Source organism: Microvirga arvi (assembly GCF_016892765.1).
In the GTDB taxonomy this organism is placed as follows: Bacteria; Pseudomonadota; Alphaproteobacteria; order Rhizobiales; family Beijerinckiaceae; genus Microvirga; species Microvirga arvi.
Map to the genome: position 1 here is coordinate 14082 of NZ_JAFEMD010000027.1, position 26352 is coordinate 40433.

General features: G+C 60.5%; 26 protein-coding genes. 11 read left to right on the forward strand and 15 right to left on the reverse strand.

What is annotated here, in order from left to right; genetic code table 11:
• Positions 1 to 24 precede the first annotated feature (24 nt).
• The 8 genes from ILT44_RS17170 to ILT44_RS17205 form a co-directional block, all read right to left on the reverse strand.
• A complete protein-coding gene (locus tag ILT44_RS17170) occupies positions 25 to 786 on the reverse strand; it encodes a GntR family transcriptional regulator (protein ID WP_204240831.1) in 762 nt (253 codons plus the stop codon).
• Between the two features lie 36 nt (positions 787 to 822).
• Positions 823 to 1797 (reverse strand): PDR/VanB family oxidoreductase, encoded by a 975-nt coding sequence (locus ILT44_RS17175; protein ID WP_204240832.1) that lies wholly within the window; start codon positions 1795 to 1797, stop codon positions 823 to 825.
• A gap of 7 nt (positions 1798 to 1804) precedes the next feature.
• Positions 1805 to 2887, reverse strand: coding sequence for an aromatic ring-hydroxylating dioxygenase subunit alpha (locus ILT44_RS17180; RefSeq protein ID WP_204240833.1), 1083 nt, complete (start codon positions 2885 to 2887; stop codon positions 1805 to 1807).
• A 176-nt stretch (positions 2888 to 3063) separates the two neighbouring features.
• Positions 3064 to 4236, reverse strand: coding sequence for an ABC transporter substrate-binding protein (locus ILT44_RS17185; RefSeq protein ID WP_204240834.1), 1173 nt, complete (start codon positions 4234 to 4236; stop codon positions 3064 to 3066).
• A gap of 328 nt (positions 4237 to 4564) precedes the next feature.
• Positions 4565 to 4879, reverse strand: a complete 315-nt coding sequence (locus tag ILT44_RS17190; RefSeq protein WP_204240835.1) for a YciI family protein — start codon at positions 4877 to 4879, stop codon at positions 4565 to 4567.
• A 4-nt stretch (positions 4880 to 4883) separates the two neighbouring features.
• Positions 4884 to 5750, reverse strand: a complete 867-nt coding sequence (locus ILT44_RS17195) for a class III extradiol dioxygenase family protein (RefSeq protein WP_204240836.1) — start codon at positions 5748 to 5750, stop codon at positions 4884 to 4886.
• On the reverse strand, positions 5750 to 6103 hold the full coding sequence (locus ILT44_RS17200; protein WP_204240837.1) for a hypothetical protein: 354 nt from the start codon (positions 6101 to 6103) through the stop codon (positions 5750 to 5752). Before ILT44_RS17200 ends, ILT44_RS17195 begins: the two co-directional genes overlap by 1 nt.
• Positions 6104 to 6106: 3 nt before the next feature.
• The gene (locus ILT44_RS17205; protein WP_204240838.1) at positions 6107 to 6862 is read right to left on the reverse strand and encodes an alpha/beta fold hydrolase; all 756 of its coding nucleotides are present in this window, start codon (positions 6860 to 6862) and stop codon (positions 6107 to 6109) included.
• Positions 6863 to 7187: 325 nt separating this feature from the next.
• Here ILT44_RS17205 and ILT44_RS17210 point away from each other — a divergent pair, with 325 nt between their 5' ends.
• The 5 genes from ILT44_RS17210 to ILT44_RS17230 all read left to right on the forward strand — a co-directional run bounded on the left by ILT44_RS17210 (position 7188) and on the right by ILT44_RS17230 (position 11642).
• On the forward strand, positions 7188 to 8126 hold the full coding sequence (locus ILT44_RS17210) for a LysR family transcriptional regulator (RefSeq protein WP_204240839.1): 939 nt from the start codon (positions 7188 to 7190) through the stop codon (positions 8124 to 8126).
• Positions 8127 to 8244: 118 nt separating this feature from the next.
• Positions 8245 to 9333 (forward strand): 4-oxalomesaconate tautomerase, encoded by a 1089-nt coding sequence (locus ILT44_RS17215; protein ID WP_204240840.1) that lies wholly within the window; start codon positions 8245 to 8247, stop codon positions 9331 to 9333.
• Between the two features lie 33 nt (positions 9334 to 9366).
• On the forward strand, positions 9367 to 10086 hold the full coding sequence (locus ILT44_RS17220) for a PIG-L deacetylase family protein (protein WP_239468326.1): 720 nt from the start codon (positions 9367 to 9369) through the stop codon (positions 10084 to 10086).
• Positions 10083 to 10775, forward strand: a complete 693-nt coding sequence (locus tag ILT44_RS17225) for a 4-carboxy-4-hydroxy-2-oxoadipate aldolase/oxaloacetate decarboxylase (RefSeq protein WP_204240842.1) — start codon at positions 10083 to 10085, stop codon at positions 10773 to 10775. Before ILT44_RS17220 ends, ILT44_RS17225 begins: the two co-directional genes overlap by 4 nt.
• A gap of 36 nt (positions 10776 to 10811) precedes the next feature.
• On the forward strand, positions 10812 to 11642 hold the full coding sequence (locus tag ILT44_RS17230) for an NAD(P)-dependent oxidoreductase (protein WP_204240843.1): 831 nt from the start codon (positions 10812 to 10814) through the stop codon (positions 11640 to 11642).
• A gap of 60 nt (positions 11643 to 11702) precedes the next feature.
• On the opposite strand, the gene ILT44_RS17235 is transcribed toward ILT44_RS17230, so the two are convergent.
• The 5 genes from ILT44_RS17235 to ILT44_RS17255 all read right to left on the reverse strand — a co-directional run bounded on the left by ILT44_RS17235 (position 11703) and on the right by ILT44_RS17255 (position 14843).
• The gene (locus tag ILT44_RS17235; protein ID WP_204240844.1) at positions 11703 to 12437 is read right to left on the reverse strand and encodes a LuxR C-terminal-related transcriptional regulator; all 735 of its coding nucleotides are present in this window, start codon (positions 12435 to 12437) and stop codon (positions 11703 to 11705) included.
• Positions 12438 to 12493: 56 nt separating this feature from the next.
• Entirely contained in the window at positions 12494 to 12850 is a 357-nt protein-coding gene (locus ILT44_RS17240) for a DUF1236 domain-containing protein (RefSeq protein ID WP_204240845.1), read from the reverse strand.
• Between the two features lie 116 nt (positions 12851 to 12966).
• The gene (locus ILT44_RS17245; protein WP_204240846.1) at positions 12967 to 13716 is read right to left on the reverse strand and encodes a hypothetical protein; all 750 of its coding nucleotides are present in this window, start codon (positions 13714 to 13716) and stop codon (positions 12967 to 12969) included.
• Between the two features lie 34 nt (positions 13717 to 13750).
• A complete protein-coding gene (locus ILT44_RS17250) occupies positions 13751 to 14242 on the reverse strand; it encodes an RNA polymerase sigma factor (protein ID WP_204240847.1) in 492 nt (163 codons plus the stop codon).
• Between the two features lie 193 nt (positions 14243 to 14435).
• On the reverse strand, positions 14436 to 14843 hold the full coding sequence (locus ILT44_RS17255) for a DUF1236 domain-containing protein (RefSeq protein ID WP_204240848.1): 408 nt from the start codon (positions 14841 to 14843) through the stop codon (positions 14436 to 14438).
• On the opposite strand from ILT44_RS17255, the gene ILT44_RS17260 reads away from it, so the two are divergent.
• Both ILT44_RS17260 and ILT44_RS17265 read left to right on the forward strand, forming a co-directional pair.
• Positions 14842 to 15117 (forward strand): hypothetical protein, encoded by a 276-nt coding sequence (locus ILT44_RS17260; RefSeq protein ID WP_204240849.1) that lies wholly within the window; start codon positions 14842 to 14844, stop codon positions 15115 to 15117. The two genes, ILT44_RS17255 and ILT44_RS17260, sit on opposite strands and share 2 nt — an antisense overlap.
• A gap of 1056 nt (positions 15118 to 16173) precedes the next feature.
• On the forward strand, positions 16174 to 17130 hold the full coding sequence (locus ILT44_RS17265) for a S8 family serine peptidase (protein WP_204240850.1): 957 nt from the start codon (positions 16174 to 16176) through the stop codon (positions 17128 to 17130).
• 58 nt (positions 17131 to 17188) lie between these two features.
• Here ILT44_RS17265 and ILT44_RS17270 read toward each other — a convergent pair whose 3' ends face one another.
• The gene (locus ILT44_RS17270) at positions 17189 to 18670 is read right to left on the reverse strand and encodes a mannitol dehydrogenase family protein (RefSeq protein WP_239468327.1); all 1482 of its coding nucleotides are present in this window, start codon (positions 18668 to 18670) and stop codon (positions 17189 to 17191) included.
• A gap of 503 nt (positions 18671 to 19173) precedes the next feature.
• On the opposite strand from ILT44_RS17270, the gene ILT44_RS17275 reads away from it, so the two are divergent.
• From ILT44_RS17275 to ILT44_RS17290, 4 genes are read left to right on the forward strand one after another with little or no spacing between them, the layout of a single operon-like run.
• Positions 19174 to 20277 (forward strand): branched-chain amino acid ABC transporter substrate-binding protein, encoded by a 1104-nt coding sequence (locus ILT44_RS17275; protein WP_204240852.1) that lies wholly within the window; start codon positions 19174 to 19176, stop codon positions 20275 to 20277.
• Positions 20278 to 20301: 24 nt separating this feature from the next.
• Entirely contained in the window at positions 20302 to 23499 is a 3198-nt protein-coding gene (locus ILT44_RS17280; protein WP_204240853.1) for a response regulator, read from the forward strand.
• Positions 23496 to 23870, forward strand: coding sequence for a response regulator (locus ILT44_RS17285; RefSeq protein ID WP_204240854.1), 375 nt, complete (start codon positions 23496 to 23498; stop codon positions 23868 to 23870). Before ILT44_RS17280 ends, ILT44_RS17285 begins: the two co-directional genes overlap by 4 nt.
• A complete protein-coding gene (locus tag ILT44_RS17290; RefSeq protein WP_204240855.1) occupies positions 23870 to 24916 on the forward strand; it encodes an adenylate/guanylate cyclase domain-containing protein in 1047 nt (348 codons plus the stop codon). Before ILT44_RS17285 ends, ILT44_RS17290 begins: the two co-directional genes overlap by 1 nt.
• Before the next feature lie 36 nt (positions 24917 to 24952).
• Here ILT44_RS17290 and lpdA read toward each other — a convergent pair whose 3' ends face one another.
• Entirely contained in the window at positions 24953 to 26350 is a 1398-nt protein-coding gene (gene lpdA, locus ILT44_RS17295) for a dihydrolipoyl dehydrogenase (protein WP_204240856.1), read from the reverse strand.
• Positions 26351 to 26352: the final 2 nt, after the last annotated feature.

Below are 26352 nucleotides of genomic sequence, written 5' to 3' on the forward strand. Positions count from 1 at the left end.
TCTATGGCGTATTCGCCTTTGCATTCAGGCGCGGATGCGCCTCTTGATGAGCACGGAACCAGGCACGAGATCCATGTCCCTTTGGTTGGTCAGTGCGCGTTCCAGATTGCGATGAGCGATGCGGGCATGCTCGCGCATGATCGCTTCGGCGCGGGCCCCCTCCCGCCGCTCGATGGCCGCAAGGACGCAGTGATGCTGGTCCTGCGCTATGGTCAGGATGTGGTTCATTTCCGGCGATCGCGACTGCACAGGCACCAGGGCGCTGGGCGAGGCGAACGGCAGCGCGCTCACCCTTTCGAGCTGCCGGGCCAGGGCCTGGCTGTCGGCCATGCCGATCAGGATGTCATGGAACCGGGCATTCAGCTCTACATAGCGCAACAGGTCGATCTCGGCCTTGTCGCGGCGCACCACCTCGTCCATGGCCTCGAGGCAGTCGGCGGCGTTGCGCAGATCCGTCCGGCTGACGCCTCGCTCGGCCGCCAGACGCGCCGCCAGCCCCTCGAGGGTTCCGCGGATCTCGATGGCCTCGAAGACCTCTTTCTCCGAGAAGGTTTTGACGGAGAAGCCGCCGGATGGGATCGCTTCCAGCAAACCCTCTTCTTCCAGTCGTACGAGAGCCATGCGGACCGGCGTCCGGGAAACGCCGAGGCGCTCCACCATCTGCAGCTCGGAGACCCGCTCGCCGGGGTTGAGTTCGCCGCGCAGCACGAGGTCCCGCAGGGCGAGTTGCGCTCTCACGGTCTGCGTCACCGAGCGGTCGTTGCCTTTCTCCGCGGCCTTGATCATGGTCTCCCTTCTCTCTTTGCGCTCAAGCTAAGCACATCATGCGGCTCTGTCAGCCGTGTCGATCGTGATATCCCCGCCCGCGACCCTGGACACGCAGGTGCAGAGCTTCCTGTTCTCCGCCTTTTCCTCGTCGCTGAAGAACACATCCCTGTGGTCGACGACCCCCGTCGTCTCGATGATATACAGGGCACAGAGACCGCATTCGCCCCGACGGCAGTCGGAGATCATCGCGACACCGGCAGCCTCCAGAGTATCGAGCATGGTCTTGTTCTGAGGAACCTCGACCTCTATCCCGAGCCGGGGGATCTTCACCTTGAAGGCCTCGGTGGCGAAGCGGCCGCTGTTGCCGAAGGTCTCGAACCGCAGCTGGTCCACGGGTCGGCCGCTCTTCTGCCAAGCACGCTTGGCCGCCTCCAGCATTCCGATGGGGCCGCAGACATAGAGTTCGCCCCCGGGCGCCAGCCGCGCGATCTCCGCATCAAGGTTTACGCGAGCCCCCTCATCGTCGAGGAACATCTGCAACCGATCGCCCACCTGGGCGCGCATCTCATCGGCAAGGGCCATGTCCTGCCGGCTCCGGCAGGCATAGAGCACGCGGAAGTTCGCTCCGGCATGCGCGAGAGCCAGAGCCATGGTGAAGATCGGCGTGATGCCAATGCCGCCCGCGAGCAGGAGATATTCCGGCCGCCCCAGGCTCAGATCGAAGTGGTTGCCCGGCGTCGAGATGCTGAGCTGTGCGCCGGGCGAGAGGTTCCACATGTAGAGCGATCCACCGCGGCTGTCGGGAAGGCGCTTCACGGCGATCCGGTAGAGTCCGTCCGTGCACGGTCCGACAACAGAATAGGATCGCACATCCGGCCGCCCCCCGATCTGCACCCCCACATTGATGTGACTTCCCGGCGTCGGAGCAACGAACTCGCCCTCCGGCTCGATTTCGAAGAGCCGGATATCCGGGGTGAGGTCCCGCACCGAGCGCAAGATCCCCTTGCCCCATTCGACCTGCTTGCTCATCGCGAACCTACTCGGCCGCCTCGCTGGGCGCATGAGCCACTTGCCCATGCTCGGCTTCCAGCATCGTGTCGATCAGCTTGCGGGCCCAGAGGGCACCGGCATCGATGTTGAGGTTGTAAAAGGGCAGGCGCGGGTTCTTGTCGATGGCCACCTGCTGCGCCTCGAGCACCACGTGATCCTGGTCGTAGACGCCCTTGCCTTCGTTGACATGGGCCTTGTTGATATCGCGCGTCAGCTGCTCGTCGTCCGTGCGGAAGGTTCGCGCGAAGTTCCAGAAATAGTGGCAGCTCTTATCAGTCTCTGGGGTAATAGCTGCCAAGAAAGCACCATTGACACCCTGCGAGCGGTCCCCCTGCGGAGCGCCGGTCCCGGTTACGGCCACGCCCACGTCCCCGACCACCGTCGAGGGTGCCTGGAAGTAGATGATCTGCCACCGGTCCACATGCGCGCCCGGCCTATCGAGCTGCTTCGCCCAGAAGGGCGGCGGCTCAATGTTGATCATCCAGCGGGTCACGGTCGCCGTACGGTCGGTATGCGTCACATCGAAGGGCGCGCTGGTGATCGCCTCGTCGCCGATACTCCCGGCATGGACATAGGTCTCGTGCGTCAGGTCCATCAGGTTGTCGATCACGAGCCGGTAATCGCATTTCAGACTGTAGAAGGTGCCGCCTTCGCCGACCCATTCGGTGCCGTCGTTCCAATGGAAATCGGGGATCGTGTCCGGATTGGCGAGGGCGGGATCTCCGGGCCAAACCCAGACGAGACGATGGCGCTCCTCCACCGGATAGGCGCGCACGCAGGCAGACGGGTTGATGGTCTTCTGGGCCGGCATGTAGGTGCAGCGACCGGCAGCATTGAAGACGAGGCCATGGTAACCGCAGACCACCTCATCGCCCTTGAGATGCCCCATGGAGAGCGGCAGCAGGCGGTGCCAGCACGCGTCCTCGAGCACGGCCACCTGACCGTCCGAGCGGCGATAGAGCACCATATCCTTGTTGCAGATCGTCCGAGCCGCCAGCTCATGCTTGATCTCATGGCTCCAGGCTGCGGCATACCAGGCGTTCAGCGGAAACAGGCGTGCATCTGTCATCGTCTTCCTCCACGGATGCAAGGTGTATACAGGATTGTGCGTAGAACAATTATACAAAGGGCTATTGTGGCCAAATTCCGTTGCTGCAAAGCAACAAACAAGCCCCGATGCAGCTTGGTGTATACACAAAAGAAAAGCGCCGCCTTTCAGCGGCGCCTCACGTCCTGTTGTTGCGCTCAGTTGGCCTTGGCGGCCTTGACCGGATCCTTGACGTTCGGGATCGTGGCGAACTCCACGTTGTAGAGCTCCCCGTCCTTGCGCTCGACTTTCCGCACATAGATGTTCTGGATGATGTCACGCGTCTGCGGGTCGATCGAGACCGGCCCGCGCGGGCTGGTCCAGCTCATCCCCTTCATGGCATCGATCAAGGCCTGGCCGCCCTGGCCGTTGGTCTTCTTCAGCCCCTCGTAGATCAGGTGCATGCCGTCATAGCCGCCCACCGCCATGAAGTTCGGCCGCATGCTGTTGGCCTTCTTGAAGGCTTCGACGAAGGCCTTGTTCTCAGGGCTGTCGTGGGCGACCGAGTAATGGTGCGTGGTGATCGCACCGAGAGCCACGTCCCCGATGTTGTTGAGCAGATCGTCGTCCGTCACGCTGCCTTCAGCCAGGAGACGAATGCCGCTCTTGTCGAGGCCGCGCTCCACGAACTGCTTCATGAATTGCGCACCAACGCCGGATGGCACGAAGGCCAGAAGCGCGTCGGGCTTGGCGTCGGCCACCTTCTGCAGGAAGGGCGAGAAGTCCGGGTTTGCCAGAGGCACCCGCAGGTTCTCTACCTGGCCGCCGGCCTTGGTGAAGACGTCCGTGAACGCCTTCTCCACGTCGATGCCCGGACCGTAGTCCGAAACGAGAGTGACGACCTTCTTGAGGCCATTCTTAGCGGCCCAGTCAGCAAGAGGAACAGTGGCTTGCGCCGCCGTGAAGCTGGTGCGCACGATGAAGGGTGAGGCTTCCGTAATCGTTGAGGTCGCCGCTGCCATCACCACGGCAGGAACCTTGCCTTGGGTCGCCAAGGGACCCGACGCGAGCGCGAGGGGTGTCAGGCCGAAGCCTGCCATGACAGTGATCTTGTCGTTGACGATCAGCTCCTGCGCCAGGCGCTTGGTCACGTCCGCCACGCCCGTGTCGTCCTTGACGATCAGCTGGATCTTCTTGCCCCCCACCGTGTCGCCCTGCTGCTGCATGTACAGCTTGGCCGCCGCCTCGATCTGCCGCCCCGTCGAGGCAAACGGCCCCGTCATCGGCAGAATCAGCCCGATCTTCACCGCCTCCTGCGCCAGGGCCGCCCCGCTCACGGCCAGCGTCACCGCCGCGGCGCCCGCAGCCCCTAAAAATGTCCGACGTCGCATCCTCTTCTCCCTTTCGTTTGTCATTGGTCTTCGCTGTGAGACGCTTATTGGTCTCTTGGTATTGGCAAAGAACAGGAGCGCCTTGTTGGGCGCTCCGCTGCAGCCCAGGCTGCGGCTCCGGCAACGACTTGCCGACGGCTAATGTTGCAACGAACAGGCCCTCTGGACATGCCGTCCGTCATGCGCAGTCTCCACCTTGGGCTCAGCTCAGTTCTATGCTGAGCCGTCTCGGCAATAAGACGCCAGCAAACGGTCCCTGAAGCAAATTAGTTTTTCGGGGTCATTGCTTAAAGAAATTCATATATCCGCAGCTTTCGCCCTTTGCTCCTCAAGAGGTCATCGGATCGATTCGATGGGCCTGGAACCGGGCGGCCAAGGCCGTGATCTCGATGGTTTCGACAAGACCCGCGCGGGCGAAGGGATCATTCTCCGCGAAGGTCTGAGCGGCCTCCCGCGAGGGAGCCTCCAGGATCCCGAAGTTTCCCAGCGGCGTCTCGGCATTGTCCTCTGTCAGGGCGCTGCCGATCAGCACCCTGGCGAGCCCGCCTCCACCCGTAGCGACGTGCTGGCGATGTGCATCTCGGTGATGCTCGCGCAATTCCGCCATGCCCGGCTTGTGGCGGCAGATCATGAGCCAGTACATGACGTCAAGCCGCCACAGCTGGAGAGGCCGTGGCCTTGTTTTCCATGACGATCATGCCGGCGCCCGTCATGGAAGCGGGAACGAAGTAGTGCTTGTGCCGGACGACTACGTCGCGATCCATGGCGCCGCGCATGACGAGCCACATCATCAGTTCCGCCCCCTCGCTGCCGAACAATTCCACATATTGCTCCCGGGACATGCTCGCGAGCTTCTCAGGATCGGTGGCGATGTCATTCAGGAAGGCCTGGTCCGCCTGCGGATTCACGAAGCCCGCGCGGGCCCCTTGAAGCTGGTGGGACAGACCACCCGTGCCAAGGATGACGAACCGCTCGTCAGTCGGGTAGCTCTCGATGGCTTGGCGCAGAACGCGGCCCATCTCGTAGCAGCGGCTCGGAAGCGGGATGGGATATTGGATCACGTTGACGAAGATTGGCACAACGCGCACCGGCCATTCTGCAGGCCGGCCCCAGAACAGCTCCATCGGAACCTGGATGCCGTGGTCGACCTCGATCTCCTGACAGATCATCGGGTCGAACCGGCTCTCGATCAGGGTATCGATGAAATGCCAGGAGAAATCGACGGCTCCTTTGAAGGGCGGGATCGCGCGGGGTCCCCAGCCTTCATCAACCGGGCGATATTCCTCGGCGCAGCCGACGGCGAAGGTCGGTACCTTGTCGAGGAAGAACGAGTTGCCGTGGTCGTTGAAGATCACGACCGCCACGTCGGGCTTGTGCTCCTTCACCCATTCCTGTCCTGGGATGTAGCCGTCGAAGAACGGCTTCCAGTCCGGCGTGTCGCGCAAGCCTTTGTCGATCGCTGCACCGATCGAGGGAACATGCGATGTCCCCAATCCGCCAATGAGCTTCGCCATTATACTTTCTTCCCTAAACGGTTGCGCAGAAAATCGTCGTGATCCATGCCCGCCTGATGAGCGCCGATCTCGGTGATGCGAACCGGGTCGACGGCGGAGATCTTGAGGATGAAGAAGAGATTGCCGCCGAGCCGCACCATCTCACGCCAGTTGCGCGTCATGACGGCCTCCTTCTCCTCCGGGGTGAGGCCGAAGCGGTCGAGATAGGCGCTCTCATCCTGCTTGAAGGCCTCGCGGTTCTCAGGCTTGCTCAGTCCCATCGCCATCTTGTTGATGCGGTAGCCACCCAGCGATCGCTTGCGATCGAAGAGCGGCGTATCGGGAATGCGATCCTGCCCTGGTTTCTCTTCCATGATCTACCTCCCCATGGCCGCAGCGCCTCGAGCGCCTGCGGTCTCGTTCTCAAAACCCAGCCAGCGCAGCAAGGCGCGGGACACCTGCTCGGGCTGCTCGAGCAGGGTCATGTGGCCACTGTCTTCGATCACTACGAGTTCGGCATTCGGGATCCGTGCCGCCATCTCCTCATGCTGCGCGAGCGGACTCCATCGATCCTGACGTCCAACCATGACCAGCGTTGGGCAGGCGATGTCCGGCAGGCGCGGAACCAGGTTTGGACGGTTGAGGAGTGCCCGGATCTGCCGCTGATGCTGCTCAGGCGTAGCCCGCATTACCATTGCCTTAAGGGGAGCAAGCAGGGCCTGATCCTCCACCCTGTCCACGTGGAGCATGGGCGGCAGCCACCGGTCGGCGAGGGTTCCCATGCCTTCAGCGAATGCCAGGTCCACTAGCACCTGCCGCTTCGCCTCCTCTCCATCCCTGCGGGAGTCGACGCCCGTGTCGATCAGGGCCATCTTCTCGATGCGCTCGGGAGCGAGGTGAACCATTTCCATAGCAACCCGCGCCCCCATGGAATGGCCGATGGCGATGATCGGTCCGTCCACCATGGCCAACGCCGAGCGGGCCATGGCCTCAAGAGAATCGTGCTGCGAATAATCCGCGACAAGAACTTGGGCATGGGGCCGCAGGGCTTCGATATGCGCGCTCCAGACGCTCGCGTCGCACAGGAGCCCGGGAAGAAGAAGAATCGTTGGACGTTCGTTCGCCGCGACCATCAGCGCGCTCCGTGGATATTTTCCGCTTGAACCATGATCATCGACATCCCCGGAACATAAGGTAGAGGCGGTCAGGCCCGAAGATATGGCAATGCGTGTCGCAACTCCCCGGCGGAAGCCTGAACGAGGGGACCCGCGGATCGGGATGCGGCGGCGGGATCGTAGGCACTGACGTCATTCGGCGGCTTGGCCTCATCCTGAATCGAAAGCGGACTCATAATCCTCAAGCAATGCAACAGACCAGCAATGAAGCAAATGGTTTGTTTTTGGCCATTGATGAATATACTTCATATATTCAGGCAGCTCTCGACATCGTGGATCCTCCATGCGCATTGATTTCCTCGGTCTCCACGCCTTCGTCGCCATCGCGGAGCGCGGCAGTTTTCAGCTGGCGGCGGCTCATTTGAACCTGTCGCAGACAGCACTCAGTCACAGGATCCGCAAGCTGGAGGAGGACCTTGGGGTGAAGCTCCTGTCTCGGACCACCCGGGAGGTCTCGCTGACGCAGGCCGGGCTCAATCTGCTGCCCAAGGTGAAGGGAACCATAGAAAGCCTATCGGTATCTCTGGAAGAGCTGCGCCATGAGGGGCGCAGCCGTCAGGAAACATTGTCCATCGGTTGCCTTCCCACCATCGCCTCCGGTCGCCTTCCCCTGGCCCTGCGCCGCTTCCAGGAGCGCCATCCGGATGTGGTGTTGCGGATCTACGACAACTCCGCCACCGAGATCAGCAATCTGGTTCAGGATGGGACCATCGCCTTCGGAATCACCCTTGTCGCCGCCCACAGATGGGACTTCGACATCGAAATGCTGATCAAAGATCCGTTCACTCTGGTCTGCCCTGAAGACCACCCCTTGGCATCTCAATCTGCCGTGAGTTGGTCCGACCTCACGGAGGAGCCGCTGATCCGCATCAGCCCTCAGACCGGCAATCGCATGATCATCGACGATGCCCTGGGAAGCCGCCGAGAGGGCCTGACCTGGCGTTTCGAGGTCCAGCACATTCAGACGGCGGTTGCCTTGGTCAAGGCCGGCGTTGCGCTGACCGTCATCCCCAGCCGCGCCTTCGATTCCGTCGATGAGCGCGGCCTTAAGCTCGTGCCTCTGCGCAATCCGAGCATTACCCGTCAGCTCGGGATCGTATCCCGGCGCGGAGCACCCTTGTCTCCATTGGCCGATGAACTCCGCAAGATTATCGTGGAGGTCTTCACTGGCGGAAAGCAAGGCTCTCAGAAGCAGAAGGCCGAAAGCCCGCAGCAGGCCTGAAAAAAATTCATCAAAAGCCATAAACAAACCATTTGCTGCATGAAGTCGTGTGATGCACCCTCCGGGCATTCACTCGCCAGCTTAGGGGAGAGGGACCATTCAGCCGCGCATTCCTTGCATGATCCTTCGAGGCGGCACCTCCAAGGGCGCCTACTTCCTTGCTGACGACCTTCCTTCGGATCCGGCGCAGCGCGATGCGCAGCTCCTGTCGATCATGGGGTCGCCTGACCCACGCCAGATCGACGGCATCGGCGGCGCTCACCCGCTCACGAGCAAGATTGCCGTCGTATCCCGATCCAAACGCTCCGATTGCGACATCGACTTCCTGTTCGGCCAAGTCGGCATCGACAAGGCGAAGGTGGATGTCACGCCCAATTGCGGCAACATCCTCGCCGGTGTGGCGCCCTTCGCCATCGAGCGTGGCCTTGTGAAGGCGGTCGAACCCGTCACCCGGGTCCGTGTGCACACGGTCAATACGGGTACGATTGCAGAGCTGACGGTGCAGATCCGCGACGGTCATGTGATCTATGGTGGCGAGGCCCGTATCGACGGCGTGCCGGGCACCGCAGCACCCATCGCGGTCGAATTCCTCGATGCCGCCGGCTCCGTCTGCGGATCCCTGCTGCCCACCGGCAATGTGGTGGATCGTGTCGCCGGTGTCGATGTCACCCTGATCGACAACGGCATGCCAGTGGTCGTGCTTGAGGCTTCAGCCGTCGGACGGACGGGATACGAACCGCGCGACGTGCTCGATAAGGACATGGAGCTGAAGGCACGATTGGAAGAGATCCGCCTCGAGGCCGGAAAGCTCATGGGCCTCGGCGATGTCTCATCCAAGGTGGTCCCGAAGGTGGCCCTGGTTGCGCACCCCGCCGCCGGGGGGCATGTCTGCACCCGCAGCTTCATTCCTCATGAATGCCACGCCTCCATTGGCGTCTTCGCGGCTGTGACCGTCGCAACGGCCTGCGTGCTGCCGGGCTCCCCCGCATCGCGGGTGGCGCAGATCCCGCCAGGACGCGAGAAGACCCTCTCGGTCGAGCATCCGACTGGCGAGTTTAGCGTGGTCATCGAGGTAGGCGGGACCGAGGCGAGCCCTGTTGTCGAGAAGGCTGGTCTTCTGCGCACCGCCCGCCTGCTCTTCGAAGGCTATGCCTTTGCTCATGAAGCTCTCGCGGCGCCCTCCGAAGTTGGTCGAGACGCCGCCTAGATCATGTGAACACATTCTCTTGAGGTCCTTATGATGACTGGAAAGACCGGACTTGTCGTGACCGCCCATCCTGGCGACTTCGTCTGGCGGGCGGGCGGCGCTATCGCTCTTCATGCCAAGAAGGGCTACCGCATGAAGATTGTCTGCCTTTCCTTCGGCGAGCGCGGCGAGAGCCAGTGGGCCTGGAAGAAAGGCGACGTGTCGCTGGCAGAGGTCAAGACGCAGCGGCGCGAGGAAGCGGAGTACGCCGCTGCGGTGCTGGGCGCTGAGATCGAGTTCTTCGATACAGGCGATTACCCGCTTCATACCACATCTGCGATGCTCGATCGCCTGGTCGACATCTACCGGGAACTCAAGCCTTCCTTTGTGCTCACCCACTCCTTGGAGGACCCCTACAACGTAGACCATCCGGAGGCGACACGCTTCGCCCAGGAGGCCCGCATCATCGCCCAGGCGGCCGGGCACAAGCCGAGCCCGGACTTGACCTACAATGCGCCGCCGGTCTTCCTATTCGAGCCGCACCAGCCCGAGCAGTGCAACTACAAGCCCAACGTGATTCTCAACATCGACGACGTGTGGGAGACCAAGCGCAAAGCCTTCGAAATCCTGGCAGCGCAGAAGCACCTGTGGGAATACTACACCCGCGTAGCGCTGAACCGCGGCATGCAGGGCGGGCGCAATTCGGGGCGAGTCATGACCTATGGCGAAGCCTACCAGCGGATCTTCCCTCAGATCGTCGAGGAACTCGCATGAAGCCCGTCGTCGTCACCAACACACCCCGCATCGATCAGGTGCTCGTCGATCGGCTCGCGGAGCTTGGCGTCGCAACAGCTCATGAGGCCATGGGGCGCTCAGGTCTTATGAAGCCGTATATGCGGCCGATCTGGGCGGGGGCTCAGGTGGCGGGCAGCGCCGTGACAGTGCTGGCGCAGCCCGGCGACAATTGGATGATCCACGTGGCTGTCGAGCAGTGCAAGCCGGGCGACATCTTGGTCGTAGGCGTCACCACCGATAACACCGACGGCATGTTCGGCGATCTTTTGGCGACCTCGCTGAAAGCGCGCGGCGTGGTCGGCCTCGTCATCGACGCCGGCGTACGCGACGTGAAGACCCTCACGGAGATGGGATTTCCCGTCTGGTCGCGCGCGATCTCGGCGAAAGGAACCGTGAAGGCGACGCTTGGCTCCGTCAATGTTCCTGTCGTCTGTGCGGGCGCCCTGGTGAAGCCGGGAGATGTGATCGTCGCCGACGACGACGGCGTACTGGTGGTGCCACGCCGAGAGGCGGAGGCTGTTGCAATGGCGGGCGAGGCGCGCATCGCGAATGAAGGTTCGAAGCGCGAGCAGCTCGCCTCCGGCATTCTCGGCCTCGACCTCTACAAGATGCGAGAACCGCTCGCGAATGCGGGCCTTACCTATGTCGAATACAAGGATGAGGCGTAAGGGCAGTGTCCTTACTCCCGCTGCGGGATTGCTCACATGAACCTTGAGATCGCCTTCATCGGCTACGGAGAAGTCGGGCAGCTCTTCTCGCGCCAGCTCGCTGCCCAACCTGGAGTGCGCGTAAACGCCTATGACGTTCTCTTCGACGATCCGATCCGAGGGCCGGCTTTGCGGCAGCGTGCTTCAGATGACGGGGTCCAGACCACCGGCAGCACGGCCGAAGCCTGTGAAGCGGCTGAGGTCGTCATCTCGGCTGTCACAGCGGATTCTGCGGTCGCAGCAGCCCAACAGGCTGCGCCTCATCTCAAACCACAGCAGACCTACATCGATCTCAATTCCATCTCTCCGGCCTCGAAACGGGACGTGGCCGATCAGGTCCTCAGAGCCGGTGCGTCCTTCATCGAATTTGCGGTCATGGCGCCTGTGAGCGGATTGGGAATTGAAGTTCCCATCCTGAGTGGCGGCGCGACATCGGAGACCATGTCAGCCCGGCTCAACAAGGTTGGCATGAAGATCACGCCCGTCAGCCTTGAGATCGGAACCGCCTCCGCCACGAAACTGTGCCGCAGCATCGTCATCAAAGGCATGGAGGCGCTCATGGTGGATTTCACCCTGGCCTCCGAAAAGGCTGGCGTCATGCCGGCCGTGATGGCAAGCCTGATAGCATCCTATCCCGGCATGGATTGGGAGAACGTCGCGAAGGTCATGGTCTCCCGCGTGAAGCAGCATGGTGTCCGTCGCGCAGCGGAGATGCGCGAGGCGAGCCTCATGATCACCGAGCTGGGCCTCGACGGCTCACTGGCCAACGCCATCGCCGGCAGGCATGAGAGTTTCGCCATGTCTTCTGGCAAGACCGACACGGAATGAACACGCTGGTGGGTGCTCGGCCCCCTCCCGAGGAGGCTGAGCACTGGCACAAGTGGTCATTCAGGCTTCCGCAGGCGCTGCAGCATGCCTCGTCGCCCAGAGCGCAGCCTGTGTACGGTTGCAGGCGCCGACCTTCTTCAAGATGGCTTTGACATGAACCTTCACTGTCGACTCGGACAGATTGAGTTTTCGTGCAATCACCTTGTTAGGGTCCCCGTCTTTGAGGCATTGCAGAATCTGCGCCTCTCGAACGGATAGCTTTCGACCTCCTGATTTGCAGCCTTCATGGCTCCTGAAATCCGCGATTGGCAGGAGCCCGCCATGGTCCTCCCTCTGTTCAGTGATGGACATGACGAAGGCGGACGGCAAGACAACCTCACCGAGCATCACCAGCTCAAGGGACTTGAGGAGGACCTCCCGACGGCAGTTGGAGAGACAAAATCCATGAACCCCGGACTCCCAAGCCGCAGTCACCGCATCAGGCTCAAGATGGTCCGCCAGCATCACCAGTTTCGCGTCCGCATGCCGCGATTTCAGTTGGTCGACCAGCTCTAACGTCTGATCGATGCGATCCTGCTTCTCGATGATGAAGAGAACAGGCGTTCCTTCATCAATATCGGGCAGCATGGAAAGATCGTCGATTGTTTCGGGCCAGATAATGAAACTTCCACTGGCAAGAACTGTCTCCAAGCCAATGCGCAGCAACGGATTGCTGCAAATGGGAAAAACGATTGCTGAGACTTGTGCGTCGAGTTGGAGAGCTCGCCGGTTTTGAGTCAGACTGTGCAATGACATGAATGGACCCGCCAATTATTTTGAGCAGAGATTCGCCCTTGTCCAAGGGTTGGCCTCTAATGAACGACGTAGACAATCCTGCGAGATGCTGCATCCACTATGACTCGATGCTTATTCACTACGGCGTAGCGGTAGGTTTCATGCCTCGGAATCGGATACAGATCGATATCGTCGCGCAAAGTTTCTCCTATCGATACGTCCTGTTCGACTTTGCCCGGCACTGAGGCATCCTGCCGCGGATGGGATCTCGCAGACAAATCCGCAGGAATGCTGCTGACAGCATCAAGAAGCGTATGGTGCTGAGGCGTCATCAGAAGCGCTCCAGCATGGTTGGTTGCGTCCGGCGCTGTGGTGGGTGTTGCGACAGTGCCCACGGAGAACACAGCGAAAGCCAGATGATACGCGGCTCGCATGCTTACCCTCTATCACTAGCCTGGTAAGATGGAGAACGGATCAGCGGAGATGTTTATTCCGCCTCTCTCTGAAAAAGTCTTGCTCCTCCCGGCTCTGGCATGGGCAGAGATGTGGACTAGGGCATGAACTCAGCGAGAGCCCTGGCTTCCGCCTTCTCCTCCAGAGGCTGTCCGGCACCAAGATTCTGCAGATAGGAATCCATCAGATCGCCGCCTGAGCTTGGCGTATAATCTGCGCTTTTTGCAGGATTACTTACAGCGAAGGTCACGTTCCATTCGTTTGCCCGGCAGGCAACTGCACCAGCGGAGCGGGAAGCAGATTTAAGCTCGAACTCACGGCACAGGGCTCCGTTCGCAAGCTGATAGGACGAGATCACCCTGAATCGCCCCATGGGCAGTTCCAGGTCGCGCCCCGACTCAAGGCGGCTTAGCTCACGTCGGATGAGAGGATCCTCCAGCTGAGCTATCTGGCTTGCTTCCCGGTCTACTTGACGTCCGAAGAAATAACCTGTGGCAACTGCGATACCGGCAAGACATGCGGCCAATGCCATTCTCATGAGTGGGAATGATCTGATTAATCGCGTCCTCCTCACCTCATGCAGATCAACTTTTCCTGCGCTATTAACGCCCTCATGAGCCTCGATCCGTGCGGATATGGCCGCCTGAAGCTCAATCGGGACCTTGGAAGAAAGACTGCTTTCAAAGGCAGACCGGCTCAGGCGGCGGCTCTGCTGAAAGTCGACGATCCTCCTTGCCACACTCGGATCCTGAGCCATGACTTGGGCGACTGCCGCGGCCACAGACTCATCGAGCTCTCCATCTGCGAAGGCCATCAGGATCTCGTCGGTCAGATGAAGCTCCGCCATCACGCTGTACTCCCCTATCTCACTCACCCGGCGGTCAGGCCGCAGCTGTCAGTTCCACCAGTCTCTTGCGGGCTCTGGCCAAGCGGCTCATGACAGTCCCTACGGGAATGTTCAAAACCTCCGCCGCCTCGCGGTAGGTGAGATCCTCGCCGCAGACCAGGGCAAGCACCTCCTTCTGCTCCTGGGGCAGGCTATCGATGGCCTGCTGAACTTCCGCCAGAACAAGCCTGCTCAGGATAGGTTCCTCGCCCGGATCTCCAATCAGCTGCGTCTGCAGTGCCACATCTTCCATTATGCCCTCGGTTTTCATTCGTCTGAGGTGATCGATCCAATGATTGCGGATAATGCGGAACATCCAAGCATCGAATCGCGTCCCCGGTGTCCAGCTGTTTGCATTGACAAGGGCGCGTTCGCAGGCCCCCTGAACGAGATCATCCGCAAGGGGTTGGGAGCGGCAAAGCACCAATGCAAAGCGCCTAAGCCTGGGCAGAAGCGCCACAAGTTCCCGTCCGATGGGTGTCGGCATCCCTGCTCCGCGCGACCTGATAGAAGGATAACGGAGAAGCTAGCTGTTTTATTCCAACCTCAAGAGGGAGCGTCACTATCTAGAGAGGAAGCGGAGTGTTTAACCTGGCGGATCATTCTTCCGCTGAGGGCTCAGGCGCACAAAAAAGGGCGGCCCGAGGGCCGCCCTAGCTCAATGCCGAAGCCAGTGATCGTTAGCGGATGACCTGCACGATCTTCCGGCTGCTCGGCTCGACGAGCACAGGGGTGTTGTTGACAACAGTATAACGGTAGCCCTTCACTTTATATTCGGCCGGAACCTCATGATAGGTCACGCCGGACTCCGGCAGGACCGCACCTACACGCACCTCTTCCTTATAGGTGTAGGACGGAACCTTCTGGGTGGTCACATATGTCCGGAATTCTGGCTGCTGCTGATCGGCAATACCGCCCACGATGGCGCCCGTGACGCCGCCGACGGCAGCACCGACCGGACCGCCAACGATCGCGCCGCCGACAGCACCCGTGGCCGCACCTGCAGCAGCACCACCCGACTGCGCAAAGGCGGCGGCGGGGGCGAGTGCGGCAAGAACAACGCTGGTGAGAAGGATCTTCTTCGACATGATCTGGCTCCTGAATGAATCTTCGGGCTTTTCACCCGGCATCCAACAACGCACCATCCTCGAAGTAGTTTCCAAGCAACGACAGAATACATTTCAAGCCAAGATCAGCTTCGATGATTCTGAATGGAACATGAACACCACTGACACAGAATATTCATTTAGCAACGATCCCTTGCAGATTTCTCCAAAGGCCGAAAACAACACGATCACAGCGACGTCGAACGAAAAAGACAGGGCCTTAGCAAAGTACATATTAGAGGTTGCCATTTTTTGAGCGCTCTTGCATTGCGATCATCTCCAAAAGACAATGAAATTTTCCAATCGTCTGGAAACAAAGATACTGTCTGGGTCGTTATCGTGCTTTGAGTGCGCTTTCCTTAAAGCTTGATGCAGGGACGTTGCGACCCGATGAGGTGCAACGGCAAGTCGGTACATGAAATCAAAACGACGCTCCCTCCTCATTGTCGCCTCATGCCTCGCCATCACCTGTCCGGCCAAGGTTCAAGTTGAGATCGGGCCTGGTCTAAGCTTGACACTCAAAGAATCTCAAGCTGCCGCCGAGCCGGGCGGCAATGGCAATGGCAATGGAAGCGATGGCAACAACGGCAATAGCGGCGGGAAAGGTAACAACGGCTCCCAAGCGAGCTCTAGCGGCAACGCCTCGGCCAACGGCCATGGGGCGTCGAATGCAGATTCAGGCCAAGGCAGATCGTCTGGGCAGGGCAATCCTTCAGATGTGGGAGGAGCACAGGGCAAGGGACATTCGGCGAGCGAAGGAAGCCAGGGAAAATCTTCGAGCCAGGGCACAGGAGACGCACCGGATAAAAGCCGAGGCTCCCAATCCACACAACTTCCAGGATTGTCCGCCATCCTTGGCACCATCACCAACAGCATGCGTCCCGTCGCGACGGCTCCCGTCAGCATTCTCGAGAGAGCCATAGCTCCCAGGAGCAGCCTGAAATCCAAGTCCACAGCCAGATCTGCTCCATCAACGCGGTCGAAGGAGAGTACCTCCCGCCAAGCCGCTCAACGGAGCAAAGCCAATGCGAGCGGCAAGAACGCCGCCGGAACCCCCGCGAAGACGCCTGAAACGACCCTCAGCTCACCCCCTCCCGTTCAAACGAAGGGCGCGTCTGAGGATCCAACCCTGGTCAAGCCCAAGCAAGCGGCTCGTTCGATCGTAGCGACCGGCCTCAGTTCTAACGGCCTTGCCAGTCTGACGAGGAAGGGTTTCCAGACTCAGATGCAGACAAAGGGCTCTCTTGCGAGCGTCGTACGGCTCCTGCCTCCCCGTGGAATGTCTCTCGCCCAGGCTCAACGGGCCGTTCGCTTGGCTGATGCAGAGGCCGCTGCCGATTTCGACCATTTCTATTATACGGATGAAGGATCGAGCTGCCTCGGAGCCACTTGCGAAGCCGCTTCCCTCATTGGCTGGAACCTGCCGACTGTGTCTCAATGCGGGCCGGTGCCCACGATCGGGCTCATTGATACGGGCATCGACCGTGAGCATGAGGCTCTGCAAGGGCAATCGATCGAGATCGTGTCCGGCCTTCAGCTCAACGGCACGCCGTCGCAGCGGGATCATGGCACGGCAATCGCGGCTCTCCTCGTCGGCCGAAACAAAAGCAATAACCAGGGGCTCCTGCCCGAAGCGCACCTCCTGGCAGTGGATGCCTTCTATCGCGACAACGGAACAGCGGATCGAACGGATGTAACGACGCTGGTCATGGCTCTGGAGGCTTTGGCGGACAGGAATGTGCGGGTCGTGAACATGAGCCTGTCCGGCCCACCCAACGAAGTGCTTAAGAGAGCCATTGCATCCGCCCAGGCGAAAGGCATGGTCATTGTGGCAGCCGCCGGGAACAACGGAGCTGGCGCCGGGCCATCCTATCCTGCAGCCTACCCCAGAGTAATCGCCGTCACAGCCGTGGACCGGAATCTGGATGTGTATCGCCGCGCGACGCAGGGCGACTATATCGATCTTGCTGCACCCGGAGTCGACATTCAGGTCGCTGCACCGGGCGGTGGCTACGCAACGAGGAGCGGCACCTCATACGCCGTACCCTTCATCTCGGCCGCTGCCGCAGTCTTGCGCGCCTCCGACCGCACATTGGACCTTGCGGCCCTTCAGGTGGCACTGGAAAACCGCACACTCGACCTTGGGCAACCAGGCCGCGACAAGACCTATGGGTATGGGCTTCTGCAAGCAAAAAACCTATGCCTCCCTCAGCAGAATGAGTTGCCTGTCGCACAATCTGGTATCGGACCTGGCGCTCCAACTCCTTGACAAACAGGGCTTCAAGGCGGACCGCAGTGATGACTTATGCATCGCCGCTTGAGGGATCTCAGAGCGCTCCCTTCAAGTAGCGCTGGAGGGTTGCGCGGGTACCTTCGCGCCACAGGCTGTTCAGCGCCATCTCGAACCGGGAGCGGAAAAGCGGGCTCTCGGCAACATCCCCGAAGATATCTCGCAAGGCCAAGAAGGCAGCCGGATCGTCCTTCGCCGCCAACGCGGCAGGCTTCAGGCGACCGGCGTTCGGATCATCGAGGGTGAAGGGCTCGCGCGCTTCGGTCAGGCCCGCGCAGTATCTGCACCACAATGCTGAGACCAAGGCTAATCCCGTCACATCTGCGTCTGCCTTCAGGCGATCGCGTGTCGAGGGCAGAATGAATTTGGGCTGACGGTTGGAACCGTCCTTAGCCAGACGGGGAATCGTATCCCCGACACCCGGATTGGCGAATCGTTGGGCGATCAGTTGGTAATAACCCTGCAGATCGACACCCGGCACCGACGGAACACAGGGGATGATCTCCTCCCTCTCCAGCTTGTCGAGGAAGCCACGCATCTGCGGATCGACCATGGCCTCGTGCACGAAATGGATGCCCAGGAGCCCAGCCGGATAAGCAATGGCAGCATGACCTCCATTGAGGATGCGCAGCTTCATCAGCTCAAATGCCGCTACATGAGGCGTGAAGGTGACGCCCACCTCCTCCAGAGCCGGCCGACCGGACGGGAAGTTGTCTTCCAGCACCCACTGGCGGAACGGCTCGCAGAAGACCGGCCAGTTGTCCTGGATACCGAAGCGCTCGGCTAGGGTGGCGCGCTCCCGATCCGTGGTTGCCGGCGTGATGCGGTCGACCATGCTATTGGGGAAGGCCACCTGCTCGCGCACATATTCTGCCAAAGCGGAATCGACGAGATCGGCTAGCCCCGCCACGGCCTCTCTGGCGACCTGCCCGTTGTGGGGGATGTTGTCGCATGACATGATCGTGAAGGGAGCAAGCCCCTGATCGCGGCGGCGCCTGAGAGCGGCTAGAAGTACGCCGAATACCCCTTTAGGCGCCTCCAGGCGCGCAGCATCGTGCACAATCTCCGGGTGCTCGGGATTGAAGACTCCTGTTGCCGGATCGATGCAATAGCCCCCTTCCGTGATGGTCAGAGACACGATCCTCAAGCCAGGATCGTCAAGGGCTTCCACAATGGCGCGTCCGTCCTCACCGACCGGAACGAAGCCTGTCATGACGCCGGTCACCCGGGCCACATCGGCGCCGGGCTCGAGCTCCACCACGGTGGTGAGCCAGTCCTGAGGCTCCAGCGCCTGTCGCATAGCCTTATCGCCGAAGCGGATGCCTGCGCCGATCAAGGCCCAATCATAGTCTTTGCCGGTATTGAACAGGTCGTCCAGGTACACCGCCTGATGCGACCGATGGAAGTTGCCGACGCCGATGTGCAGGATACCAGCGCGAAGCTCTGCGCGAGCGTAACTTGGCCGGGAGACGTCACGCGGCAGGTTCACCATGTTGGCGAGATTCAAGCTCTGGATCATGGCAAACAGGCCCAAGGAGGTGGGAATGACGGATGATGCGTCGAGTGCTTCATTTTCATCCATCATGCCAGCAGCGACTGTAACAATGTCAACAATTTTATTGGAGCGCCTCCGCATGGATTCCTTCACTTGGAACAGAACCCGAGCGATGGAATCCATAGGAAACTCTGAATCATGATCCGGATAGATCCGATGCAGCCACGGTTAGAAGGTCAGTTTCATCAGAGATGTCGATAGCTCACGGAGGCATATATCCTTATCCTCTTGGCGTAGTCCTTGACAGCAGTTTTCAAACATCGACCATAGATCTTGGATCGTTTAGGATGACAGATGGAGCGCAAGCCCAAAGCTTGCGGCAGAAGACTTGTGTTGACTAAAGGCGAGCTCCCGGTCCGCTAAGCATGTCGTGCGATGGCTCAGCCCCCTTTGATGCAACACTGCTACTGATGCTCGACGGTTAGCGCTCCAAAGACTTTGGAAAGCCATGTGGCGGGAGGCTCGCCATGGAACGAGGATTATGGGGGCTCTTCGCAGCCATCGCCTTCACAGCGATGGCGACCTGTTCGGCAGGCGCAGAGATCCTGATCGGCATGGCAGGTGCTCTCACAGGTCCCAATGCTTATCAGGGAGAGCAGCAGCAACAGGGCGTAGAGGCGGCGATCGCCGACATCAACGCTGCCGGTGGCGTGCTCGGGCAGCAATTGAGACTCATCTCCGTCGACGACGCCTGCGACAGCGGTCAGGCCATCGCAGCCGCACACAAGCTTGTGGCTGAGAAGGTAGCCTTTGTTGTCGGACATCAGTGCTCTGCGGCCTCCATTCCGGCTGCCGGAATCTATGAGAGAGCCGGCGTCATCCAGATGACTCCGGCTTCGACCAATTCGCGTCTCACCGAAGAGGGTCGCGCAAATGTCTTTCGCATCTGTGGGCGCGACGACCAACAGGGTGCGATTGCAGGTACCTTTCTCGCAGAGCGTTGGCGGGATGCCAAGATTGCTATTCTCAATGATGGCTCGGTCTACGGAAAAGGGCTGACGGCGGAAACGCAACGGCAGCTTAGAAAGCTGGGTGTTGCGGAGGCACTCTATGAAGAACTTGTGCCGGGACTGAGCGACTATTCTGCGCTTATCGCAAAACTTCAGGCTGCCCGAATTCAGGTCGCCTACTTCGGAGGCTATTATCGGGAAGCGGCCCTATTGGTCCGCAATGCCCGCGAACAGGGGTATAGCTTGCAGCTGGTGTCCGGAGACAGCATTGCGAGTGAGGCCTTCGTACAGGTGACAGGCGAGGCTGGCGAGGGGACTGTGTTCACCTCATTCCGCGACCCGCGTCGGAACCCTGATGCAGCCTCGCTCATCGAGCGCTTCCGTCGCCAAGGGTTCGAGCCCGAAGGCTATACGCTCTACAGCTATGGCGCCGTGCAGGCCTGGGCTCAGGCGGTCGAGAGGGCGGCCTCGGCGGAGCCGAAGGCCGTCATGAATGCTCTCCGTTCTTATGAGTTCGAAACGATTCTCGGCCAGGTCAGCTTCGATTCCAAAGGCGACGTGCGGCAACCCGGCTTCGAGTGGTTCATCTGGCGGAGCGGCCGATATGTTCCCTTGGAATGAGGAAGGGGCTCTGCCCCTGTCACCATGCCCGTCCAGTTGAGCGTCCGCTGGCGCCTGCTCCTCGCCTTCCTCGGGATCAGCGCCTTTGCCGTGCTCGCTGCAGCGACGGGAACCTACGCATTTCGTCAGATGACTTACGTGATCGAGCGGATCACGGAGCGGCGTGTGCCGTCGGCTCTGGCGGCACTCGACCTGTCGCGGCAAGCAGAGCGCATCGTTGCCGCGGCACCGACGCTTCTCACAGCGCGATCGCAGGCACAATATCAGGAAATCTCTGCTGCCATCACGGAGGAAGTCGAACGTCTTGAGTCTCTGCTTGCTCAGATCAGGAGCGATGTAGATCCTCCTGCGGTTGCCGCGATGGAACCTGCGGTCGAGGGTCTGCGCCGCAATCTCACGGCTCTCGCCGGACTGGTGGCTGGACGGCTTACCGTGTCGGCTCGCAAGGATGCGCTTCTTCAGCGCCTGACCAACGCCTCGGTGGCTGCCCAGCGGTTGATCGCACCCGCTCTCGTCGTTCTGGATTCCAAGTTTGCCGCCTCGCGCCGGACAGGCCTTGGAGGACCTGCGGCTTCCGGGCCTGCGCAACCTCCCTCAGTGGTCGTGCAAGAGATTGCCGAAAATCTTCTGATGCAGAAGGCCCAGCTCGAGTTTGCTTCGATCAGTGACGGCTTGCTCAAGGCTTCACTGGCTGAGAAGCCCGCCGATATTGCCGTCATGAGCTTTCCTCTGAACCGCTCTCTGTCGACCCTGCGTCAGACCGCATCCGAATTGGCAGATCAGCGTCTGCGATCCCGTTTCGACCAGCGGATCTCCGACTTCGCCAAGTTGACCGAGGGACAGGACAGCATTCTGTCAGCAAGGAGAACGGAACTTGGCCTCGTGGAGGATGCCGAGCGTCTTCTGGTTGAGAATGCAGGTCTTTCCAATCAGTTGAGAAAAGCGGTCGACGGGCTTGTAGCGATGGCCCGAAGCGATATCCAGACGGCAAGCGGCGAGGCTCTGATGGCCCAGCGGATCGGCCGCAACATCCTCCTGGCCGTTGTTGCACTCAGCCTCCTGAGCTCTCTGCTCATCGTCTGGCTCTATGTCGACCGCAACCTCGTCGCCCGGCTGCAAAGCCTTAGCGACAGCATGCTGGCTATCGCCGGCGGCAACCTACGAGCCCCTCTGCCTGCAGATGGCGGAGACGAAATCGGTCAGATGGCGAAGGCTCTCGCAGTCTTCCGGGACACTGCGGTCGAAGTCGAGGAGAAGAATCTGCGCGAGGTCGCCAACGCCCGACAGCGCCTGATCGACGCCATCGAGAGCATCAATGAGGGCTTCGCACTCTACGATGCTGACGACCGCCTTGTCCTGTGCAACAGCCGCTATGAAGAGCTTCTTTATCCTGGAGTCGATGTTCCTATGGCTCCCGGTACATCATTCGAGGCGGTGATCCGACGTGCAGCGGAGCTCGGACTCATCCAAGAGGCGAAAGGCCGGATCGACGCCTGGGTCGCAGAGAGGTTGGCCCGGCACAAAATTCCGATAACATCCGAGATCCAGCATCGCGATGGCGACCGTTGGATCCAGGTGAGTGAACGCCGGATTGCCGGCGGCGGGACCGTCGCCATCTATACCGACATCACGGAGATCAAACGTCATGCTGCGCAGCTTGAGCTTGCCCGTGACGAAGCCATGGCTGCGACGCGGGCAAAAAGCCAGTTTCTCACCAACATGAGCCATGAGCTCAGGACGCCGCTGAATGCCATCATCGGCATCACTGAGATGCTCAAAGAGGAGGCAGAAGAGTCAGGCGACGAGCCGTTGGTGGAACCTCTGGATAGGATCGGCCATGCCGGAACGCACCTGCTGGCTCTCATCAACGAGATTCTCGACCTCGCCAAGATCGAGTCAGGCAAGCTCGAGCTGCATCCAGAGGAAGTCGAACTTCATACTCTGATGATGGAGCTCTTCAAAACCGCTGAGCCCCTTGCGGCAAAGAACAACAACAGACTTGAAGTTGAGATTGCGCAAGATCTTGGCAGAATGCAGACTGATTCCGTGCGTCTGCGGCAGGTCGTTCTCAATCTGCTCAGCAATGCCTGCAAGTTCACCAGGAACGGAACTTTAACGCTGCGAGCCTCCCGCCTGACGGAACCGGGAGGAGACAGCGTGATGATCTCGGTGCAGGATACCGGGATCGGCATGACGGAGGAGCAACGTGGCAAGCTCTTCCAGGAATTCAGTCAGGCTGACAGCTCGACGACGCGGAAATTCGGAGGAACCGGGCTCGGGCTTGCGATCAGCCGCCGGTTGTGCCGCCTCATGGGCGGAGATATCAGCGTGCAGAGCGCAGTGGGAGCCGGAAGCACCTTCACTGTCCTCTTGCCGACAGGAGGGCTGGCGGGCGTTCCGAATCTGCGCTCTGGCATAAGGCGAGCACCAGCCTTGTCACAGACTCTCGGGCAAGGACAACAGGCCTTGATCATCGATGACGAACCGACCTCACGGGAGATCCTGTCGCAGATCCTGCTGCGCGAGGGCTTCGATGTGGTGCTGGCGAAGAGTGGCCGTCAAGGCCTCCAGTTGGCCCGGGAGATCCGGCCATCGATCATCACGCTCGATGTTCTGATGCCCGACCTCGATGGCTGGAGCACGCTCCAGGAACTGAAGCGAGATGCAGACTTGCGGGACATCCCCGTCATCATGGTCACCATCGTCGACGAGGAGAACCGGGCCTACGCGCTCGGAGCAGCCGCTTATCTGACGAAACCGATCAGCCGCGAGTGCCTCCAGAAGGCGCTCGCCTCCTGCCCACTTGATCAAGCAGGCCGCAGAGTTCTGATTGTAGAAGACGACCCTCATACCCGGGGATGGCTCGCCCGTATCCTGCGTGAGGATGGATGGGAAGTGGCCGAGGCCGAGAACGGGCGCGTCGGCTTGGATCGCCTCTTCCTCGTCAAGCCCGATATCATTCTCCTCGATCTGATGATGCCGGAGATGGACGGGTTCGAGTTCGTTGATGAGATCAGCCGGCACGAGGAGACACGCCATCTCCCATTAATCGTGCTGACGGCCGCCGACCTCGATCAAGAGGCCCACAGCCGTTTGAGCGGCGGCATCCGAAGAATTCTTCGCAAGCGAATGGGCGGACGGGATGAGGTTCTCGCCACGTTGCGGGACGTGATTGCCGATTGTCTGCGGCCCGGCCGCCTCGAACATCAGGAACGGATATGATTAAGATTCTCTACGTTGAGGACAACGAAGACAATGTCTACATGCTGTCACAGCGTCTGAAAAAGCAGGGCTTTGACGTCAGCATCGCCTCTGATGGCCTGGAGGGGATCGAGATGGCACGCCGGGACAAGCCCGATCTGATCCTCATGGATCTCGGCCTGCCTTCCCTTGATGGCTGGAAGGCGGCGCGTCATCTGAAGCAGGCGCCGGACACGAGGTCCATTCCAATCCTTGCCCTGTCCGCACATACTATGCCCGGAGACCGGGAGCGGGCGCTGGCTGCCGGCTGCGATGAGTACGATGCCAAGCCGGTGATCTTCGAGAAGCTTCTTGCCAAGATCGATGCACTCGTTCGAGATCGGAGCTTCTGATGATCTATTCCGGGGTCCGCATTCTTGTCGTGGATGACAACGAGGACAACCGGTACACCCTGACGCGTCGGCTGCAGCGCGAGGGTTGGTCGGATCTGGCAACGGCTGAAAATGGACGCGAGGCTCTGGATAAGATCGCCAAAGAGCGTTTCGACCTCGTGCTTCTCGATATCATGATGCCTGAGATCAATGGATACGAGGTTCTGAAGCGACTCAAGACGGATCCGGCAACGCGCGACATTCCGGTTCTGATGATCTCGGCCCTGTCGGAATTCGAAAGCGTGGTGCGCTGCATCGAACTCGGGGCCGACGACTACCTTCCCAAACCTTTCAACCCGGCGCTGTTGCGGGCGCGTGTCGGAGCCTGCCTGGAGAAGAAGCGGCTGCATGATCAGGAACTCAGCTATCTCGCGGAAATCGATCATCAGCGGCGGCGAGCCGAAGCGCTTCTCCACGCTATTCTACCGGTCCAGGCCGTGGAGGAACTTGAGCACTCGCAGACCGTGACGCCCCGCCGCCACGAGGATGTGGTCGTGTTCTTTGCCGATGTGGTCGGCTTCACCGCTTATTGCGATCATCTGACACCGGAGGAGATCGTCGCGAACCTCCATGTCTATGCTTCGACCTTCGAGGAGATTGCTTCGCAACATGGCCTCGAGAAGATCAAGACGGTGGGCGATGGGCTTCTCGCGACTGCCAACCTGCTTCTGCCCAACTTGGATCCCGTGATGTCGAGCATCGAATGTGCAGCCTCGACCATCGCGTCTACCCGCCGCCTGCCCCTCCCGTGGGACGTACGCGTCGGCATTCACATCGGCCCGGTCGTCGCCGGGGTTGTCGGCCGGCAGAAGTTCAGCTTCGACATCTGGGGCGATACCGTGAACGTCGCTGCCCGTCTTGCCGGCTACGGCACTCAGAGCAGCATCAATGTCAGCGCCGCTGCCTGGGAACGGGTCCGGACGCGTGTCGACGCAACTCCCTTAGGGCCGATTCCTATCAAAGGGAAAGGTGATGTAGAGGCATACAGGGTTGCCGCTCCCGGTTAGGCGGGAGCGGCAGTTGAGCATCGCATAGTCCTAACATCAGATGTGAAGTTCGCGTCCCAGGGCCTTCAGGGCGCCCTCCTGAAAAGCCTCGCCCTGCGTCGGGTGGGCGTGAATGGTACCGGCGATGTCCTCAATCCGCGCACCCATCTCAAGGGCGAGCCCGAAAGCGGCGGAGAGTTCGGACACGCCCTGCCCGACAGCTTGGATGCCGAGGACCAGATGGTTGTCTGCCCGAGCGACGACACGGACAAAGCCTTCCTCGCCGAGTTTCGTCATGGCTCGACCATTGGCCGAGAAGGGGAAATGTCCCGCTCGGACCTCAATGCCCGCCTTGTGAGCCTCATCCGCCGTGAGCCCGACAGCGACGATTTCAGGGTCGGTGAAGCAGACGGCCGGAATGGCGCGTTTGTCCCAGGCACGCTTGTGCCCCGCAATGATCTCGGCCACCATCTCGCCCTGAGCCATGGCGCGGTGGGCCAGCATCGGCTCGCCCGTCACATCACCGATGGCATAGATCCCACGCATGGATGTCTGACACCTTTCATCGATGCGAATGAAGGGACCATCCGTATCGAGGACGAGTTCCTCCATACCCCATCCTTGAGTGACCGGCCTTCGTCCCACAGTGACGAGGATTTTGTCGGCAGCAAGCGACACCTCAGATCCGCTCTCGGTTTCGACCAGCAACATGCCACCGGCTTTGGCCAGCCCTTTGGCCTTTGCGTGCGTCATCACCTCGATGCCGAGTGCCTGCAGCCTCTTGGCCACTGGCCGGGTGAGTTCGGCATCATATTGCGGCAGGATGCGCGCCTGCGCCTCCACGACTGTCACCTTCGCACCCATCTTGGCAAAGGCTGTCCCGAGTTCCAGCCCGATATAGCCGCCGCCGACGACAACCAGCCTCTCCGGAACCGATGTCAGCGCCAGCGCCTCTGTCGAAGATATGACGCTTCCGCCGAATGGCAGGTTGGGAAGTTCAACCGGAGCCGAGCCGGTTGCGATCACGACATTATCGGCATGGATGACCTGGCGGCCCGTCTCCGTCTCTACCTCGACCGTCTTGCCGTCGCGAAATCGCGCCCGTCCTTGGACCATCTTGACCTTGGCCCGCTTGAGCAGGCTCGACACGCCGCTGTTGAGACGTCCGACGATATTGTCCTTCCAGGCGATGGTCTGGGAAAGATCGAGCTCCGGTTTTTTCGCTTTGATTCCAAAGGGATTTTTACCTGATGCGAGATGAACGATCCGGTCGTATTCCTCCGCCGCATGGATGAGAGCCTTGGAGGGAATGCAGCCTACATTAAGGCAGGTTCCGCCGGGCTTTCTCTCCTCGACGATGACCGTATCGAGCCCAAGCTGTCCGGCACGAATGGCGCAGACATAGCCGCCCGGTCCGGCTCCGATCACGAGGAGCTTGCAGGAGATGTCCTTCATCG

Coding starts and splice junctions, on each gene's coding strand:
- ILT44_RS17170 (WP_204240831.1), bottom strand. CDS start 786: ATGATCAAGGCCGCGGAGAAAGGCAACGACCGCTCGGTGACGCAGACC.
- ILT44_RS17175 (WP_204240832.1), bottom strand. CDS start 1,797: ATGAGCAAGCAGGTCGAATGGGGCAAGGGGATCTTGCGCTCGGTGCGG.
- ILT44_RS17180 (WP_204240833.1), bottom strand. CDS start 2,887: ATGACAGATGCACGCCTGTTTCCGCTGAACGCCTGGTATGCCGCAGCC.
- ILT44_RS17185 (WP_204240834.1), bottom strand. CDS start 4,236: ATGCGACGTCGGACATTTTTAGGGGCTGCGGGCGCCGCGGCGGTGACG.
- ILT44_RS17190 (WP_204240835.1), bottom strand. CDS start 4,879: ATGTACTGGCTCATGATCTGCCGCCACAAGCCGGGCATGGCGGAATTG.
- ILT44_RS17195 (WP_204240836.1), bottom strand. CDS start 5,750: ATGGCGAAGCTCATTGGCGGATTGGGGACATCGCATGTTCCCTCGATC.
- ILT44_RS17200 (WP_204240837.1), bottom strand. CDS start 6,103: ATGGAAGAGAAACCAGGGCAGGATCGCATTCCCGATACGCCGCTCTTC.
- ILT44_RS17205 (WP_204240838.1), bottom strand. CDS start 6,862: ATGGTCGCGGCGAACGAACGTCCAACGATTCTTCTTCTTCCCGGGCTC.
- ILT44_RS17210 (WP_204240839.1), top strand. CDS start 7,188: ATGCGCATTGATTTCCTCGGTCTCCACGCCTTCGTCGCCATCGCGGAG.
- ILT44_RS17215 (WP_204240840.1), top strand. CDS start 8,245: ATGATCCTTCGAGGCGGCACCTCCAAGGGCGCCTACTTCCTTGCTGAC.
- ILT44_RS17220 (WP_239468326.1), top strand. CDS start 9,367: ATGACTGGAAAGACCGGACTTGTCGTGACCGCCCATCCTGGCGACTTC.
- ILT44_RS17225 (WP_204240842.1), top strand. CDS start 10,083: ATGAAGCCCGTCGTCGTCACCAACACACCCCGCATCGATCAGGTGCTC.
- ILT44_RS17230 (WP_204240843.1), top strand. CDS start 10,812: ATGAACCTTGAGATCGCCTTCATCGGCTACGGAGAAGTCGGGCAGCTC.
- ILT44_RS17235 (WP_204240844.1), bottom strand. CDS start 12,437: ATGTCATTGCACAGTCTGACTCAAAACCGGCGAGCTCTCCAACTCGAC.
- ILT44_RS17240 (WP_204240845.1), bottom strand. CDS start 12,850: ATGCGAGCCGCGTATCATCTGGCTTTCGCTGTGTTCTCCGTGGGCACT.
- ILT44_RS17245 (WP_204240846.1), bottom strand. CDS start 13,716: ATGGCGGAGCTTCATCTGACCGACGAGATCCTGATGGCCTTCGCAGAT.
- ILT44_RS17250 (WP_204240847.1), bottom strand. CDS start 14,242: ATGCCGACACCCATCGGACGGGAACTTGTGGCGCTTCTGCCCAGGCTT.
- ILT44_RS17260 (WP_204240849.1), top strand. CDS start 14,842: ATGATCTGGCTCCTGAATGAATCTTCGGGCTTTTCACCCGGCATCCAA.
- ILT44_RS17255 (WP_204240848.1), bottom strand. CDS start 14,843: ATGTCGAAGAAGATCCTTCTCACCAGCGTTGTTCTTGCCGCACTCGCC.
- ILT44_RS17270 (WP_239468327.1), bottom strand. CDS start 18,670: ATGATCCAGAGCTTGAATCTCGCCAACATGGTGAACCTGCCGCGTGAC.
- ILT44_RS17275 (WP_204240852.1), top strand. CDS start 19,174: ATGGAACGAGGATTATGGGGGCTCTTCGCAGCCATCGCCTTCACAGCG.
- ILT44_RS17280 (WP_204240853.1), top strand. CDS start 20,302: ATGCCCGTCCAGTTGAGCGTCCGCTGGCGCCTGCTCCTCGCCTTCCTC.
- ILT44_RS17285 (WP_204240854.1), top strand. CDS start 23,496: ATGATTAAGATTCTCTACGTTGAGGACAACGAAGACAATGTCTACATG.
- ILT44_RS17290 (WP_204240855.1), top strand. CDS start 23,870: ATGATCTATTCCGGGGTCCGCATTCTTGTCGTGGATGACAACGAGGAC.
- lpdA (WP_204240856.1), bottom strand. CDS start 26,350: ATGAAGGACATCTCCTGCAAGCTCCTCGTGATCGGAGCCGGACCGGGC.